At 45.1% G+C, this 15,964-nt stretch carries 16 protein-coding genes; 12 read left to right on the forward strand and 4 right to left on the reverse strand.

All coding sequences use genetic code 11. The features are described from left to right. Positions 1-695: 695 nt before the first annotated feature. The 6 genes from R7040_RS08490 (at position 696) to R7040_RS08515 (ending at position 6,966) form a co-directional block, all read left to right on the forward strand. On the forward strand, positions 696-1,721 hold the full coding sequence (locus tag R7040_RS08490) for an ABC transporter permease subunit (RefSeq protein ID WP_005384771.1): 1,026 nt from the start codon (positions 696-698) through the stop codon (positions 1,719-1,721). Between the two features lies 1 nt (position 1,722). After that, on the forward strand, positions 1,723-2,766 hold the full coding sequence (locus R7040_RS08495) for an ABC transporter permease (RefSeq protein WP_005379369.1): 1,044 nt from the start codon (positions 1,723-1,725) through the stop codon (positions 2,764-2,766). Between the two features lie 37 nt (positions 2,767-2,803). Beyond that, positions 2,804-4,630 (forward strand): extracellular solute-binding protein, encoded by a 1,827-nt coding sequence (locus R7040_RS08500; RefSeq protein ID WP_262603046.1) that lies wholly within the window; start codon positions 2,804-2,806, stop codon positions 4,628-4,630. A 9-nt stretch (positions 4,631-4,639) separates the two neighbouring features. Continuing rightward, entirely contained in the window at positions 4,640-5,497 is an 858-nt protein-coding gene (locus R7040_RS08505) for an ABC transporter ATP-binding protein (RefSeq protein ID WP_005379371.1), read from the forward strand. A 35-nt stretch (positions 5,498-5,532) separates the two neighbouring features. Next, positions 5,533-6,372, forward strand: coding sequence for an ABC transporter ATP-binding protein (locus R7040_RS08510; RefSeq protein WP_262603045.1), 840 nt, complete (start codon positions 5,533-5,535; stop codon positions 6,370-6,372). 168 nt (positions 6,373-6,540) lie between these two features. Beyond that, positions 6,541-6,966 (forward strand): phosphate-starvation-inducible protein PsiE, encoded by a 426-nt coding sequence (locus R7040_RS08515; protein ID WP_136976541.1) that lies wholly within the window; start codon positions 6,541-6,543, stop codon positions 6,964-6,966. Between the two features lie 55 nt (positions 6,967-7,021). Here the strand turns inward: R7040_RS08515 and R7040_RS08520 are convergent, their stop codons facing one another. Beyond that, positions 7,022-7,888 (reverse strand): YicC/YloC family endoribonuclease, encoded by an 867-nt coding sequence (locus tag R7040_RS08520; protein WP_047103771.1) that lies wholly within the window; start codon positions 7,886-7,888, stop codon positions 7,022-7,024. Positions 7,889-8,072: 184 nt separating this feature from the next. Between R7040_RS08520 and rph the strand changes: the two genes are divergently transcribed. Together rph and pyrE are read left to right on the forward strand one after the other, a co-directional pair. Next, a complete protein-coding gene (gene rph / locus R7040_RS08525; protein WP_031780917.1) occupies positions 8,073-8,789 on the forward strand; it encodes a ribonuclease PH in 717 nt (238 codons plus the stop codon). Positions 8,790-8,893: 104 nt separating this feature from the next. Further along, positions 8,894-9,535, forward strand: coding sequence for an orotate phosphoribosyltransferase (gene pyrE, locus R7040_RS08530; RefSeq protein ID WP_005379384.1), 642 nt, complete (start codon positions 8,894-8,896; stop codon positions 9,533-9,535). Positions 9,536-9,619: 84 nt separating this feature from the next. Here pyrE and R7040_RS08535 read toward each other — a convergent pair whose 3' ends face one another. From R7040_RS08535 to coaBC, 3 genes are all read right to left on the reverse strand, one after another. Beyond that, positions 9,620-10,570, reverse strand: a complete 951-nt coding sequence (locus R7040_RS08535; RefSeq protein WP_033905948.1) for a Kdo(2)-lipid IV(A) acyltransferase — start codon at positions 10,568-10,570, stop codon at positions 9,620-9,622. 6 nt (positions 10,571-10,576) lie between these two features. Further along, the gene (gene slmA, locus R7040_RS08540) at positions 10,577-11,167 is read right to left on the reverse strand and encodes a nucleoid occlusion factor SlmA (protein ID WP_005379386.1); all 591 of its coding nucleotides are present in this window, start codon (positions 11,165-11,167) and stop codon (positions 10,577-10,579) included. Positions 11,168-11,338: 171 nt separating this feature from the next. Then, entirely contained in the window at positions 11,339-12,538 is a 1,200-nt protein-coding gene (coaBC, locus tag R7040_RS08545; protein ID WP_262647110.1) for a bifunctional phosphopantothenoylcysteine decarboxylase/phosphopantothenate--cysteine ligase CoaBC, read from the reverse strand. Between the two features lie 193 nt (positions 12,539-12,731). Between coaBC and R7040_RS08550 the strand changes: the two genes are divergently transcribed. The 4 genes from R7040_RS08550 to rpmG all read left to right on the forward strand — a co-directional run bounded on the left by R7040_RS08550 (position 12,732) and on the right by rpmG (position 15,917). Beyond that, a complete protein-coding gene (locus R7040_RS08550; protein ID WP_033905951.1) occupies positions 12,732-14,405 on the forward strand; it encodes a methyl-accepting chemotaxis protein in 1,674 nt (557 codons plus the stop codon). A 114-nt stretch (positions 14,406-14,519) separates the two neighbouring features. After that, positions 14,520-15,194, forward strand: coding sequence for a RadC family protein (radC, locus tag R7040_RS08555; protein WP_017820707.1), 675 nt, complete (start codon positions 14,520-14,522; stop codon positions 15,192-15,194). A gap of 302 nt (positions 15,195-15,496) precedes the next feature. Then, on the forward strand, positions 15,497-15,733 hold the full coding sequence (rpmB, locus tag R7040_RS08560; RefSeq protein ID WP_005384783.1) for a 50S ribosomal protein L28: 237 nt from the start codon (positions 15,497-15,499) through the stop codon (positions 15,731-15,733). Positions 15,734-15,746: 13 nt separating this feature from the next. After that, positions 15,747-15,917, forward strand: a complete 171-nt coding sequence (gene rpmG / locus R7040_RS08565) for a 50S ribosomal protein L33 (RefSeq protein ID WP_004410866.1) — start codon at positions 15,747-15,749, stop codon at positions 15,915-15,917. Positions 15,918-15,964 lie beyond the last annotated feature (47 nt).

Below are 15,964 nucleotides of genomic sequence, written 5' to 3' on the forward strand. Positions count from 1 at the left end.
AAACGGGGATGCTTAAATGTAAAAAAGATGTAAATAACCAGGCTTTATTTAAAAGGCGGAATAAAAAACCGAATAATGTTTATGGATCGATATTAAATTTCAATAAAACACCGTATTTTGTGTTTCTTATAAACTTTAATGACTTATCTTGCCTATGGTTTTTTAGTGGGTAATTGAATCTGGAAAAAGATATTTTTCCAGTGAATTGTTCTGAGATGAGTTTTATATCGAATCCATACTTTGTTAGCTCGAACTTATTAGGTGGTATCAAAATATGATACCCATTGCGGTTAAAGGGCTCACTCGTATTTTTAGGTCAAATATAACCTTGGATTATGTGTCTATTTATGTGTGTAGGGTGCATTTTTATGTAGGGTTTTGGCTCTAAACAGCCTAGATTGATATTCTGTATGAATTATTTTTGTGGTTTTTTATAATTTTTTACAAAAACATTTCTGTTTTTCGACATCGAAGGAAGTTTGTCATGTTTTGGTTTCAAACACTTGAAGCTGATGTGGATTCAAGATAAATATGACGCTGAAATTATTGCAGTAGTAGAAAAGTCTAGCTCTTGAGGCGCAGGGAGTGTGCTTCAACAGTTTTAGTTACTACGAGATAAATATGCACCATTTTGGGCGGAAAATATCCTCTTTCACTCCGTTTGAACTGGACAGTAGACAAGGAGCAAGTTGTATATGCTGTCGTACTTTTTACGCCGTTTGGCGTTGGTTATCCCAACGTTTCTCGGGATAACTATTCTCATCTTTGCTATCACTCGTTTCGTGCCTGGCGGACCTGTTGAACGCATGTTGTCACAAATGCAGTCCCAGGGGGACGGCGCCGCATCAATGACGTCTGCGGGTGGTAATACGGCCCTTTCTGACGATCAAATCGCGGAGCTGAATGCGTTTTATGGCCTGGATAAACCAGTAACGGAAGCGTACGTCGAGTGGTTAAGTCGTTTGGTAATGCTAGATCTTGGCGAGTCGACGCGTTACTACGAGCCTGTCTCGGACATGATCGCAGAGCGTTTGCCAGTGTCGTTGTTTTATGGCGGCATGACCTTCTTTATTAGTTATTTTATCTCGATTCCTCTTGGTTACTATAAGGCACTCAAGCACGGTTCTGTGTTTGATTCCGCTTCTTCAGTACTCATTTTCGTAGGCTACGCGCTACCAGGTTATGTGGTGGGTGTATTGCTGATCACGTTATTTAGTTATCACTTGGAATGGTTTCCGATGGGAGGTTTTGTCGGCGATGACTTCGACGATTACGAAACCTTCTTTGAACGCGCTAAAGACATTATGTGGCATGCGGTGTTGCCTTTGATCTGTTACCTCATTGGTGATTTTGCCACGCTGACGATGACAATGAAAAATAACCTGATGGAAAACCTTTCCTCAGATTACATACGCACCGCAATTGCGAAAGGATTACCTTTCAAAAAAGCAGTTCGTAAGCACGCGTTGCGTAACAGCTTAATTCCAATCGCGAGTCACTTTGGTAACTCTTTGTTGTTCTTCATGACCGGTGCCTTCCTGATTGAAGTTATCTTCAATATTGATGGCATTGGCTTATTGGGTTACGAATCAATCATGGAGCGTGATTACCCTGTTGTTATGGGTATTGTCGCCATTAATGCGTTGTTACTGCTCATTGGTAACATCATTTCAGATATTTGTGTTGCTTTAGTCGACCCACGTGTGAAGTTTGGAGCGTAACATGATTAAAGTTAGTCCATTAACTCAAAAGAAAATTCGTCACTTTAAAGAGATCAAACGAGGCTATTGGTCGTTTGTTGCTCTTTCTATCATGTTGATCCTTTCTCTATTCGCCGAACTTTTGATCAACAGTAAAGCGCTAGTCGTCAAGTACGATGGTAGCTACTATTTTCCTGTTGTCAGTGACGTACGTTTAGGTAGCGAATTCGGCCAAGAGTCATCCAGTGAAGCCGATTATCGTGTACTGCAAAAAGCGTTTGAGGCTGAAGGGGGCGACAACTTTGTTATTTTGCCGCTTGTGCCGTGGAACCCATACGAACAAGATTTTAGTGGTGATTTCCCGCCAACAGCACCTAGTGCCGAAAATAAGCATTATTTAGGTACAGATGTGATAGGTCGCGATATTTTGGCGCGACTCGTCTACGGATTCAGAACGGCGATGGGATTTGCGTTGCTTACGATGGCAATTTCCTACGCGATCGGTACTGCAGTCGGTTGTGCTATGGGTTTTTGGGGCGGTAAATTTGACTTGTTTGTACAGCGACTTATCGAAATCTGGTCAATGGTCCCGTTTTTGTACGTCATTATGATTCTTGTCTCAATCGTTCAACCGACGTTTGCTCTCTTTGTCGCTATTAACGTGCTTTTCACTTGGATGGGTATGACATGGTACATGCGGACCATGACCTATAAAGAAGCGGCACGAGAATATGTAATGGCGGCTCGTGCTTTAGGGGCATCGACCGGACGTATCTTGTTTAATCACATCTTGCCAAATACGATGGTGATGATTGTAACCCTAGCGCCTTTCACTATTGCAGCTAACATCACAGCACTGACTGCTCTCGATTACCTAGGCTTAGGCTTGATGCCACCAACGCCAAGTTGGGGTGAACTACTGCAACAAGGTAAGTCAAACTTAGATTCGCCATGGATTGTTGCGTCAGTAGTGACTTCTATTGTTCTGGTTCTGGTAATGGTGACCTTTATTGGTGAAGCCATTCGAGCGGCTTTCGACCCGAAAAAATTCACACGCTATGTTTAAGCGAGCATTGTGAGCAAAACATAAAAAGGGAAGTTTTATGAAGAAAATATTTTTAGCGTCCACGCTGAGCGCCCTGAGTTTTGGTGCAATGTCAGCAACGCTTCCGACTGACTTAAACTGGCAAACAAACTGGGATGAGCCTCAATATGGTTCGCCAGAAGCGAAACGTGGAGGGACTTATCGCACCTTTATGTCAAGTTTCCCGCAGACGTTACGTAGTGTTGGCCCAGACGCTAATGCAGGGCTACGTTCTTTTATCTTAGATGAAACACCAGGCTTGGTGGTCCGCCACCCAGATACTTTAGAGTTTATCCCTGAGCTTGCTAACGAGTGGGCGTTAGCAGGTGACAACAAAACGGTCTATTTCAAACTCAACCCTGAAGCCAAATGGTCGGACGGCAAACCTGTGACTGCCGACGATTTTGTATTCATGCTTAAGTTTTATCGTTCCAAGGACATCTTGGAGCCTTGGTACAACGATTACTACAACAAAACGATTGCGGATGTTATCAAGTACGACACTCACACGTTTGCTGTTAAGGCGGCGAAAGAGTTCAATCCGGAAGAATTGCTGTTACGAATGGGGGCTCTGCGCCCACGTCCCGCACATTTTTATGCTAACCCTTCAAAAGATGAAAATGGTGACGGTATACATGACAACTTTGTCCGCTACTACAATTTTAAAAGTGAACCAACGACCAGTGCATACTACCTAGATGACATTAAAAAAGGTAAAAGTGTGACCTTCAAACATGTCGGTGAAGACTGGTGGGGTTACAGCAATAAGTATTATCAACATCGCTATAATGTCGACAAAATCCGCATCACAGTGATTCGCGACAGTGATATCGCGATGAAGCACTTTGAGAAAGGGAAGCTGGATGCATTTGGTCTTGTTTTACCAAGCTTATGGCATGATAAATCGAATACGGAACCTTACCAAAAGGGATACATTCAAAAGTTCTGGGGTTACAACCAATTCCCAGTTGGGGCTGGTGGTGTATGGATGAACACCGCGATGCCTTTGCTGGATGATTTAAACATTCGCAAGGGCATTACTTACGCGATTGACTTTGATGGCATGATAGAGAATGTCATGCGTGGCGACTACTCCCGTAAACCGAACCCGACCGGTTATGGTCATGGTAAATACACCCTACCAGATGCTAAGGCACCGAAGTTTGATCCCGCAAAAGCGGCCGAGGCATTCGAAGCCGCAGGCTTTAACAAAATTGGTTCTGATGGTATTCGTGTCAATGATAAAGGTGAGCGCTTAAGCTTCGAGCTGACCTACGGAACACCTGTTCATACTCCTCGTATTGCCTTTTTGCGTGAGCAAGCCAAGCTAGCAGGGCTGGATATTGAGCTCAAGTTAGTTGATGGCTCATCCATGTTCAAATACGTACGTGAGAAAAAGCACGATTTGGCTTTCTTAGATATGGGTACGTCTGAGATCCCAACGTATTGGGAGTACTTCCATTCAGTCAATGCGAACAAGCCGCAAACTAACTCTTTCACAAACTACAGCACGCCAGAACTGGATGAAAAGATCATCGAGTATCGTTTTGGCATGGATATGGATAAAAAGATCCAGCTAGGTCATGAGATTCAGCGTGACATCATTGATGCTCACGTTATCGTCCCAGGCTACATGGTTCCTTATGTCCGCTATGGTCACTGGCGCTGGTTAAAGTTTCCAGATAAGCCAATGAATCGCATGACAGAGGCGCTGTTCAGTGGTTCAATCATAGGCGATGGCACTTACTGGATTGATAGTGATATCAAAAAAGAAACGAAACAAGCGATGAAATCAGGCAAAGCTTTTGAACCTGTTGTTGTCGTAGATGACACTTATAAGCTGTAAGGATTGGTTATGGAAAACGATGTAATCCTAAGTGTTAAAGATCTCGAAGTTGAATTTACCACCGATGACGGGCCAGTGAAGGTTCTGCATGGTGTGAACTTTGATGTGAGAGCTGGACGTACACTCGGCCTGGTGGGAGAGTCAGGTAGTGGCAAGAGCGTAACCTCAATGTCGATCATGGGGCTATTACCTAAGCCATATGGCAACATTATCAAAGGTGAAGTGAATTATCGCGGCACCAACCTAGTTGATTTGCCTGCGGAAGAGATGTACGCCATGCGTGGCGATCGCATTTCGATCATCTTCCAAGACCCGATGACTGCGCTCAACCCAGTGCACACCATTGGTCGTCAAATATGTGAAGTGCTTGAGCTCCATCGACCTGAGCTCGACAAAAAGGAGCGGGAGGCGTACTCGATTGAAATGCTGGCAAAAGTAAAAATTCCAATGCCAGAGAAGCGATTGAATGAGTATCCCCATAACCTATCTGGTGGTATGCGCCAGCGTGTCATGATCGCGATGGCATTGGCCTGTAAGCCGGATATTCTGATTTGTGATGAACCGACTACAGCGTTGGATGTTACGGTTCAGGCGTCTATCCTTGAACTGATGAACGAGCTTCAGGAAGAAACGGGCATGGCGATGATATTCATCACTCACGATCTCGGGGTTGTGGCAGAAGTGTGTGATGATGTTGCCGTGATGTATGGCGGGCGTATTGTCGAAAAAGCAGAAATTTTTGAGTTGTTTGATAACCCACAACACCCATATACAGAGCGTTTGATGGGGCTGATGCCGAGCTTAGATAATGAGCCAAAGCAGATGATCGATATCAAGCCTATTGATGCCAGTATGTTTGCCAGTTAACTGAGCAAAGTGAACCAGTCATAAAAGAGGATGTTATGGCAAAAGAAGTATTAAGAATTGAAAATCTTAAGCAGCACTTTGTTTCTGGTAAAGGGCTGTTCAAGAAAGGCTACACCATCAAAGCGGTAGACGGAGTTTCACTGTCTGTTTCTGAAGGTGAAACACTGGGGCTAGTTGGTGAGTCAGGTTGTGGTAAAAGCACCCTTGGTCGCACGATCTTAAAGTTATACGAGCCAACGGAAGGTAAGATTTTCTTTGAAGGTAAAGACATCACAAAATTGTCTGTGAAAGAGATGCGCTCGCTGCGTAAAGACATGCAAATCGTCTTTCAAGACCCAATGGAGTCACTCAATCAGCGTCATACCATCGGTATGATTCTGGAAGAACCGTTTGTTATTCATAAAATTGGCACGCCAACAGAGCGTAAACAATGGGTAAAAGAGCTTTTAATCAAAGTGGGATTACCAGAAACGGCAGTAAACCGTTATCCACATGAATTTTCAGGCGGACAACGGCAGCGTATCGGTATCGCTCGCGCGATTGCATTGAAGCCTAAACTGCTGATTTGTGATGAATCGGTATCTGCGTTAGATGTGTCGGTACAGGCGCAAATCCTGAACCTATTACTACAACTGCAACAAGAAATGAACTTGGCGATCATATTTATCTCTCATGATCTCTCTGTGGTGAAACATGTCTCTGACAAAGTTGCCGTGATGTATTTTGGTAAAGTGGTAGAAGGGGGCAGCGCTAAAGAAATTTATGCAAACCCGCAAAACGAATACACCAAAAAACTCCTATCTGCGATTCCGATCACTCACCCTAAGTATCGGAAGAAAAAGCGCGTAGCTGAAAAAAAGCAGCAAGTGGCGTAAGTGATGCCACAGGTCCTATAACACAAAAACGCTCCGCCAAATAAGCGGAGCGTTTTTATGAGTAAATACCAGAACTTGGAGTCGATTCGCACTGATGTTTATTCTGATTGATTGAAGATCGTTGCATGCTAAACTCAAGACCTATTTTCTTTGTTTGGATAATGGACCATGCCGTCGAATTTACCGAAATCCTTTAGTCGACCTTTCCTGAGAATCTTCCATATTTTGGAGGCGGTGTTATTAGTCTCTATTACCTTGGCGACGTTGTACGCCATGATGCAAGAGTTTGTGCACGTATTTGTAGAGAAGCGTGTCTTACTCACAGATATTCTTTTGATGTTTATCTATCTGGAAGTGCTCGCCATGGTGCAGCAGTTCGTGATGAATGGTAAAATTCCGGTACGCTATCCTATCTATATCGCGATGATGGCGATCGCCCGCTACATCACACTCGGAATGAAAGAGCTGGATGCGGTTTTGGTTGTGTGGTTATCTCTGGCTGCGTTTATTTTGGCTGCGGCTACTTTGCTGATCAGAATTGGGCACCATTATTGGCCCTACGTTGATAACAGTACCTTGGAAAAAGACGAATAAAAGAAAGCCCCGTATTAGCGGGGCTTTTTTGTTTCAATACTCGATGACTTTTAGATCATTCAATGTTTTGGATCTGCTCACGCATCTGTTCAATTAGAACTTTCAGTTCAACGCCCGATGCGGTGATGTCGGTGCTGATGGATTTCGACGCTAGCGTGTTCGATTCACGGTTGAACTCTTGCATCATGAAGTCTAGACGACGACCGACTGCGCCACCTTTCTTCAGAATGTTTGTGGTTTCTTTTACGTGAGAATCAAGACGGTCTAGCTCTTCTGCTACGTCTGATTTCTGTGCCAGAAGGATAAGCTCTTGCTCAACGCGAGATGGGTCTAGCTCTACTTTCGCATCTTCAAATTTAGAGAACAGACGCTCACGTTGCCATTCTAAAATTTCTGGCATGCGCGCACGCACTTTTACGACTTCTGCAGAAATGGCGTTCAAACGCTGTTCAATCAGCGCCTTCATGTTCTCGCCTTCACGAGCGCGCGCTTCAATAAATTCATCCATTGCGCCATCAAACGCTTCTAGTAGCACTTTATTTACCGCATCCATGTCTTGCTCTGGCGTTTCCATTACCCCCGGCCATTGCATGACTTGAAATGGATTGATTCGGCTCAGTTCACCAGTCATGTGCATGACTTGTTCAGCGGCTTTAATTACCTGGCTAGCAAGCGCTTCATTGATGCTAAGCTCACCTTTTGCGGCAGGGTTTGCTTCAAAACGTAGATTACATTCTACTTTTCCTCGCGCTAAGCGCTTACGAAAACGCTCGCGTAAAACGGGCTCTAATCCGCGAAATTGTTCTGGCATGCGGAAGTATGTTTCTAAATAACGCTGGTTCACGCTGCGGATTTCCCATACCGCAGAACCCCAATCGCCTTTTACTTCTTTGCGTGCATACGCTGTCATACTGTAAATCATCGAATTTTCCTGTATTCATTTTTTGAAAATTACTTCAAGAGTGTATCACGCTGCGTCGATAGGTGCGCGGGATGCATGGATTGTTTATGTTGTGCCAGATGCGTAACCTATGAATCCGGAATCGATTCCGTTATAATCTTCGCCCAACCAAATCGTCTTCTCCTCATATTTAAGGTAGATGCCCATGCGTCCAAACGATCGCAAGGCGGATCAAGTTCGCCCTATCAAAATTACTCGTAACTACACAGCTTACGCTGAAGGGTCAGTGCTAGTTGAGTTCGGTAACACCAAAGTGTTGTGTAATGCGACCGTCGAAGAATCTGTGCCACGTTGGCTAAAAGGTCAAGGTAAAGGCTGGGTTACAGCTGAATACGGCATGCTACCTCGAGCAACACATTCTCGTACTCGTCGTGAAGCGGCAAGTGGCAAACAAGGCGGCCGTACGATGGAAATTCAGCGTCTTATCGCGCGAAGCCTACGTGCTGTTGTCGATCTAAAAGCCATGGGTGAGTTCATGATCACCGTTGACTGTGACGTTATCCAAGCAGACGGTGGTACGCGTACTGCATCCATCAGCGGCGCAAGTGTTGCAATGGCCGATGCATTCCAACACCTAGTGGATAGCGGTAAGCTAAAAGCGAATCCAATGAAAGGCCACGTAGCGGCAGTTTCTGTCGGCTTGCTAGGCGATGAAGTATTGTGTGATCTTGAATACGTTGAAGATTCAGCGGCAGACACAGACATGAACGTAGTAATGACCGAAGAAGGCAAGATGATTGAAATTCAGGGCACCGCAGAAGGTGAACCGTTCAGTCACGAACAGCTGATGGCATTGCTCGAGTCGGCGAAAGTCGGCATTACGGAAATTGTCGCAGCGCAGAAGGCGGCGTTAGCCAATTGATTTAGATAGCTCCCATTATGGGGGCTATTTTTTTATCTCGACAATAGAGAAATGAATGATTGTCGAGAAGAGACACAAGAAACCAAGGACATAGAGAGAAAATAATGAAAGCATACCAGCGTGAATTTATTGAGTTTGCACTTGAGAAAGAAGTTCTTAAGTTTGGTGAGTTTACTTTGAAATCTGGCCGTAAAAGCCCGTACTTCTTTAACGCTGGTCTTTTCAATACTGGTCGTGACCTAGCGCGTCTTGGTCGTTTTTACGCAGCCGCGCTCGCTGATTCTGGCATTGAGTTTGATGTACTGTTTGGCCCGGCGTACAAAGGTATCCCAATCGCGACGACAACAGCAGTCGCGCTGGCGGATCACCACGATATCGACACGCCTTACTGCTTCAACCGTAAAGAAGCGAAAGATCACGGCGAAGGCGGTAACCTTGTAGGCTCTGCGCTTGAAGGTCGTATCATGCTAGTAGATGACGTAATCACAGCAGGTACTGCGATTCGTGAATCGATGGAAATCATTCAAGCAAATGGCGCAGACCTTGCTGGTGTGTTGGTTGCGATTGACCGCCAAGAAAAAGGCAAAGGTGAGTTGTCTGCGATTCAAGAAGTGGAGCGTGACTTTGGTTGTGCAATCATCTCGATCGTTAGCTTGACTGACCTTGTGACTTTCCTTGAAGAGAAAGGCACAGACAAAGAGCATCTAGAAGCAGTCAAAGCGTACCGCGCAGAATACGGCATTTAATTGGTTACTTTTTCTGAAAAAGTAAAAAGGGCAGATGGATATTCATCTGCCCTTTTTTGTTTTTGGATTCATCGCCTTGACCACTTACTTATAGCGAATGCCTTTCTCGACATGCTCATCTTGCATGGTTTTATAGCGTTTATGGAGCCACATCCATTGCTCTGGAGCGCGTAGAATGACTTCTTCCACATACTTGTTCATATAAGCGGCAGCGGCGACTTCGTCTTTTTGTGGATAGTCGGCTTCAATGCACTTATCGGCGATGATGTCGTATTTTCCTTCGTCATTGCGAAACCCTGAGCCTGGGATGATCGCACATTTTGAGGTATACGCCAGAATGCTCGTGCCTGTTGTTGTACACGCATCGTCTACGGCAAAGAAGGGCACAAATACTGATTTTTTGCGACCGTAATCGTGATCCGGTAAATAGAACAGACGCTCACCACTGCGTAATACACGAATCATCTTTTTTACATCTTTACGATCAATCAGTTTATTGCCGTTATGTGTCCGTCCCCAATACTGGATAAAGTTATAAGCAGGATTATTATGCGGACGAAACGCGCCGTACCCGGCCACGCCTAACACGGCGAAAGCACGCGCAGTGATCTCTAGATTAAGAGCGTGGACACAACAAAGTAGGACGCCTTTACCTTCTTTGGCTTTTTCACGCAGTGCGCCGAGATCTTTCTCGACGATCAGGTTTTTAAAGCGCCAAGTCGGCCAGAACCAAGTGATTCCGGTTTCTATCAGTGCCATACCGGTATTTTTGAAGTTCTCTTCAACAATATGTTGAATCTCTTCAGGTGTTTTGTCTGGAAAGGCCAATTCTAAGTTACGCTGAGCAACGTGGACACGCTTTTTACCGTAGCGCATGCCAAGTTTACCGAGTGAACGACCTAATGAAAGCAGCAGCCGATAAGGAAGAATATTGACGAGGATGGCCAACAGACCAAAACCAAGCCATACGCCCCAGTTACGAGGGTGAAGAAGTGAAAGAGAAAACTCGGGCTGCGTGTATTTGTCTTTACTCATAGTCTTTTACTTTATTTGTGCACTCAAAAGCGCCCAGTACTCGTCAAAGTTTGCAGTCGGCTGGTATTTAAAGTCGCTACGCACAAAGCGGTTTAGGCTCCCCTCAACTTGTCCCAGAATTTGCGCGGCTAGGATGCGCTCTTCGACAGGGAAAGACTTCCCTTCACGAATCTTACGTTCACGCAGGATTTGGCGCAATTGTGTTTCTATACGCTCAAAGAGTTGATTGATGCGTTCACGTAGGCGTTCATTTTCAAACATTAGAGCATGACCCGACAAAATGCGTGTCAGACCTGGATTACGTTCAGAGAACGCCAAAATAAGGTGCATCACCATACGAATACGCTCTAGTGTATCTTTTTCGTCGTCTAGAATACGGTTGATACGTGTCATCAAGGCTTCTTCAATGAACTCAATCAACCCTTCGAACATGCGCGCTTTACTTGGGAAATGACGATACAGCGCGGCTTCTGAAACGCCGACTTGCTTGGCCAGTTTTGCCGTAGTAATGCGTGAAGCGCCATCTGTTGATTCAAGCATTTCTGCCAATGCTTGTAAGATCTCTTCACGACGGTTGGATTTTTTACTGCCGGCCATTAGTTACTTCCTTTCAAAATACAAAGTTGAGCGGAGGGGATTATAAGACGCTATTTCGCCTCAAACTAGACCACTAAGGGTGGAATGGGAGATTTAACACCCTTAGTTGTCATTTTTGTACCAAATTTATGCCAGCTTTTGTAAAAAATTGGCAGGGTTTTCAAACGTTAGTTACATCAATTGATGCATTTTTTCGAGAATTTTAAAGCTCAATGCTTCTTTTGATTCTAAAGCGAGCGCAAGTTCACCTTCAGGCCAGTAAAGGGTAATTGCGTTGTCGTTGCTGTTAAATCCTTGCCCTGCAACCGAAACGTCGTTTGCACAGATCATATCGAGGTTTTTCTTTGTTAACTTGCCTCGAGCATAGGTCTCTACATCATTGGTTTCAGCCGCAAAACCGACGGTAAACGGACGCTTCTCAGTCATTGCTGCCACAGATGCAACAATATCAGGATTTTTAACCATATTAATGACCATTTCGTCGTTGTCTTCTGTCTTTTTCAACTTTTGAGACGCGATCGTTTGTGGGCGGTAGTCGGCAACGGCAGCGCAGCTAATAAACGCATCATGCCTGTTTGCATGTGTCATAACGGCTTCGTGCATCTCTTGTGCACTGGAAACATTTATGCGCTCAACACCTACGGGCGTATTTAAACTGACAGGACCGCTCACGAGGGTGACTTTTGCTCCCATCTGCGCTGCGGCGCTCGCCAATGCATAGCCCATTTTCCCGGAGCTATGGTTCGTAATGTAACGCACTGGATCAATCGCTTCGCGAGTTGGTCCGGCGGTAATGAGTATCGACTTACCTTCTAGCAATTTTGGTTGAAAGAACTGTTCACATAGATGTACTAGCTGCATTGGTTCCAGCATTCGACCTGGTCCTACATCACCACAGGCTTGCTCTCCTGCCGCAGGGCCCCAGATGTGCATACCACGACGCGCTAACGTAGCGATGTTCTCTTGGGTTGCGATATTGCGATACATCTGTTGATTCATCGCAGGAGAAACAGCAACAGGGGAATCCGTCGCGAGCACGAGCGTAGTAAGTAAATCGTTCCCCATGCCTGCGGACATGCGCGCGATTAAGTCCGCGGTCGCGGGCGCTAATAGCACTAAATCTGCCCATTTGGCCAATTCAATATGGCCCATAGAGGCTTCCGCTGCTGGGTCTAGTAAACTGTCCGAGACAGAACGGCCCGAAACGGCTTGCATGGTTAAAGGGGTAATGAACTCTTTTGCGGCTTTCGTCATTACAACTTGAACTTGCGCTCCTCTCTCTATGAGGCGACGGGTTAGCTCCGCACATTTATACGCGGCAATACCGCCACTGATGCCGAGTAGAATTTTCTTTCCTGCTAGTGTTTGCATGTGAGATCTCCAATTTGATGACCGGATTTTAACACAATTCAAAGTCTGACCGCCCGAGCATATATAACGAGAAGATAATTCACATCAAACTCCAGAGTATTAATCTGACCGAGGAAGGGAAAATTCTCGCCTACCTCACAGACAAGTTGCGCGGAGTTTGCAAGTCTGAAAAGAAAAAGAGGTAGTGGAAACCATGGTGTTGAAAAGTCGAAACAAATTGCTGCTGATAACCCTAATTCCGCTGTTGTTGATCACCACGTTGATCTCAGTGGTGTATTACATCAACAGCAGTAAAAGTTTGGAAGCAGAGCTGGCAAGAGACAGGCAAGAGCTCATCGAAACGAAAAAGAAAGAGTTACAAGCCTATATGATGATGGGCGTGACGGCGATAAAACCGTTATACGACACGGATGTAAATGGAAGTAATAAAGAGGCAGCAAAAGAAATTCTGAAAGCCATGCGCTTTGAAAGCGATGGTTACTTTTTTGCCTACGACTCTCAAGGTGTGAATACGTTGCACGCCATCAAACCTGCATTAGAGGGTAAAAACCTTTACGACTTAAAAGATGAAAATGGGGTCGCAGTTATTGCGGGCTTGATTGACGCTTCTCAAAAAGGGGATGGGTTCCTCTATTTCTCGTGGCACAAACCGACCATTGACGCACAAGCGCCTAAGTTGGGCTATGCAGAATATCTATCGAAATGGGACTGGGTTTTAGGTACTGGCGTTTATATTGATGACATCGACCAGCAAGTTGCGATGCACAGAGAGTTAAAGACTCAAGAGCTAAAAGAGCATACATTATCTGCCGTGTTGATTTCCGCTATTGGATTGATCATTACCAGTGTTCTCACCAGTATCGTGGTGTCTAAAGGCATTCAGCCATTACAACATGTCGCGGCTTCATTAAAAGATGTTGCCGCAGGCGGCGGTGACTTAACGGCTCGTTTAAAAGTCGAAAGTCAGGATGAAGTCGGTGAAGTGGCAGCGGCGTTTAATGAGTTTATGGATAAGCTGCACCCACTGATGCAGGATATCCACCGCTCTGCGACGACAGTACAAACCGTTTCCCAAAGCCTGAACACTCAGACCAGCCAAGCGAGCGGCCAAATGCAGGACCACTGTTTAGAGACGGACAAAGTCGTGACTGCGGTGACACAAATGAGCATGACTGCCAAAGAAGTAGCCAGCAATACTAATGCGACCGCGCAGGCAATTGACGATGCCAACAGTCAAGTCACCGCCGCTCAGCATGAGGTCGAGCAAGCAATAGAAGGCATTACCGAACTCGTGACGGAGATAGACAGCACGTCAGATGCAATTTCTGAGTTGAGTTTACAGACCGAAAAAATAACCAAAGTGCTGGATGTGATTGGCGAGATAGCCGAGCAAACGAATTTGTTGGCCCTAAATGCGGCGATTGAAGCGGCTAGAGCCGGTGAGCAAGGTCGAGGGTTTGCCGTCGTTGCGGATGAAGTGCGCTCGTTAGCCAGTCGTACGCAAAATAGTACTCATGAAATTGGCGACATGCTCAAGCAGCTACAAAATGGTGTATCAAGAGCGGTCAGTACGATGTCGGTGAGCCAAAAACGAGGTGTCAAAACGGCGGAAGAATCTGCGCTCATTCAGCAATCTCTTTCTGGTGTTCATCATTCTATCGGAACAATTCGAGATATGGGTATTCAAACCGCGTCTGCCGCAGAAGAACAAAGCGCGGTTGCAGAAGACATCAACCAAAACTTAGTGGCTATTCAACAGATCGTGAACAACATTAATGAGACGTTGCAGCATGCCGAGTCAATCAGCACGCAGCTATCACAGTCTGGAACAGAAATTCACGGCTTGGTTGGCAACTTTAAACTCTGATGAACTGTTAAGTTGCATGGAAAACACTGATAGTACGAAGAAAGCGAAAGTCATACTCGACTTTCGCTTTTTGTTTTGTGGAATAGGGACACTTTCCATATAAAGAGACATCAGATGATACTGAAAGCTTTGCCAAATGAGTCCATGCCCAGAGAGAAGCTACTGCAACGAGGGCCGCAAGCTTTGACCGATGCTGAGCTACTGGCCATCTTCTTGCGCACAGGCACCCGCGGAATGAACGTGATTGAGCTTGCAGACTTCCTTATTCAAGACTTTGGTTCGCTCAGACAACTATTTTCAGCATCAGAAGAAGAGTTTTGTCGTCACAAAGGATTAGGGCAAGCCAAGTATGTTCAATTGCAAGCTGTACTAGAAATGACACAACGTTACTTGGCGGAGACGCTAAAGCGTGGTGATGCCTTAACCAGCCCCGACCAAACTAAGTTATATCTGTCTTCTATTTTGAGGGATCGGCAAAGAGAGGCTTTTTATATTCTTTTTCTCGATAACCAGCACCGAGTGATAAAAGATGAAATTTTATTTGAAGGAACGTTGGATGCAGCGTCGGTGTATCCGAGAGAAGTTGTTAAGCGTGCTCTGCATCATAACGCGGCGGCTTTGATTTTGGCGCACAATCATCCTTCAGGGGTTGCTGAGCCGAGCCAAGCTGACAGAAGGATTACAAGGCGTCTCATTGACGCATTAGCATTGGTGGATATTCGTATTTTGGACCATTTCGTCATCGGAGATGGGGAAAGTGTCTCTTTTGCTGAAAGAGGCTGGATATAACTGTGCGTTTTTTAGGTTGTTAGTTGCTAAAAATCTGCTATCATCCACGCCACTAAATTTTTAACTGAATTCAGCTTGGACTGCTAAAAAAATCTGCTGTCTAAAAAAAGATCACGAAAACCTGTAAAAAGGATCTGTTCGGGTCTTGAGCAATGCATATCAAGTTAGTATAATGCGCGACCTTTGATAGCCTTGTATGGATTTTCCATAGCGGTTCTTAACCTCTAACTTCTTTTCGAGAGATAGAGAGGTTCGGCCACCAAGGTTGATATCGAGCTGAAACGATTTTGGAGAAGACATTCATGTCACGAGTATGCCAAGTAACTGGTAAGCGTCCAGTAACGGGTAACAACCGTTCACACGCACGAAATGCTACTAAGCGTCGTTTTCTGCCGAACCTACAAACTCATCGTTTCTGGGTAGAGAGCGAAAAACGTTTTGTTAAACTACGTCTATCTGCTAAAGGTATGCGCATCATCGACAAGAAAGGTATTGATACTGTTCTTGCAGACATGCGTGCACGTGGCGAAAACGTTTAAGAGGAAATAAGCAATGGCAAAGAAAGGCGTTCGTGAGAAAATCCGTCTAGTATCTTCTGCAGGTACAGGCCACTTCTACACAACTGATAAGAACAAGCGTAACATGCCAGGCAAATTTGAGATCAAAAAGTTTGATCCAGTAGTTCGCCAGCACGTTATGTACAAAGAAGCAAAAATCAAATAATTGGTTTCAGTCTCTTTGATGAATTGAAAAACCCAACTTTCGAGTTG

This window comes from Vibrio sp. 1069, assembly GCF_033340555.1.

Excerpts from the sequence above, each read along its gene's own strand:
- R7040_RS08490 (WP_005384771.1), top strand. The coding sequence starts at position 696 with ATGCTGTCGTACTTTTTACGCCGTTTGGCGTTGGTTATCCCAACGTTT.
- R7040_RS08495 (WP_005379369.1), top strand. The coding sequence starts at position 1,723 with ATGATTAAAGTTAGTCCATTAACTCAAAAGAAAATTCGTCACTTTAAA.
- R7040_RS08500 (WP_262603046.1), top strand. The coding sequence starts at position 2,804 with ATGAAGAAAATATTTTTAGCGTCCACGCTGAGCGCCCTGAGTTTTGGT.
- R7040_RS08505 (WP_005379371.1), top strand. The coding sequence starts at position 4,640 with ATGGAAAACGATGTAATCCTAAGTGTTAAAGATCTCGAAGTTGAATTT.
- R7040_RS08510 (WP_262603045.1), top strand. The coding sequence starts at position 5,533 with ATGGCAAAAGAAGTATTAAGAATTGAAAATCTTAAGCAGCACTTTGTT.
- R7040_RS08515 (WP_136976541.1), top strand. The coding sequence starts at position 6,541 with ATGCCGTCGAATTTACCGAAATCCTTTAGTCGACCTTTCCTGAGAATC.
- R7040_RS08520 (WP_047103771.1), bottom strand. The coding sequence starts at position 7,888 with ATGATTTACAGTATGACAGCGTATGCACGCAAAGAAGTAAAAGGCGAT.
- rph (WP_031780917.1), top strand. The coding sequence starts at position 8,073 with ATGCGTCCAAACGATCGCAAGGCGGATCAAGTTCGCCCTATCAAAATT.
- pyrE (WP_005379384.1), top strand. The coding sequence starts at position 8,894 with ATGAAAGCATACCAGCGTGAATTTATTGAGTTTGCACTTGAGAAAGAA.
- R7040_RS08535 (WP_033905948.1), bottom strand. The coding sequence starts at position 10,570 with ATGAGTAAAGACAAATACACGCAGCCCGAGTTTTCTCTTTCACTTCTT.
- slmA (WP_005379386.1), bottom strand. The coding sequence starts at position 11,167 with ATGGCCGGCAGTAAAAAATCCAACCGTCGTGAAGAGATCTTACAAGCA.
- coaBC (WP_262647110.1), bottom strand. The coding sequence starts at position 12,538 with ATGCAAACACTAGCAGGAAAGAAAATTCTACTCGGCATCAGTGGCGGT.
- R7040_RS08550 (WP_033905951.1), top strand. The coding sequence starts at position 12,732 with ATGGTGTTGAAAAGTCGAAACAAATTGCTGCTGATAACCCTAATTCCG.
- radC (WP_017820707.1), top strand. The coding sequence starts at position 14,520 with ATGATACTGAAAGCTTTGCCAAATGAGTCCATGCCCAGAGAGAAGCTA.
- rpmB (WP_005384783.1), top strand. The coding sequence starts at position 15,497 with ATGTCACGAGTATGCCAAGTAACTGGTAAGCGTCCAGTAACGGGTAAC.
- rpmG (WP_004410866.1), top strand. The coding sequence starts at position 15,747 with ATGGCAAAGAAAGGCGTTCGTGAGAAAATCCGTCTAGTATCTTCTGCA.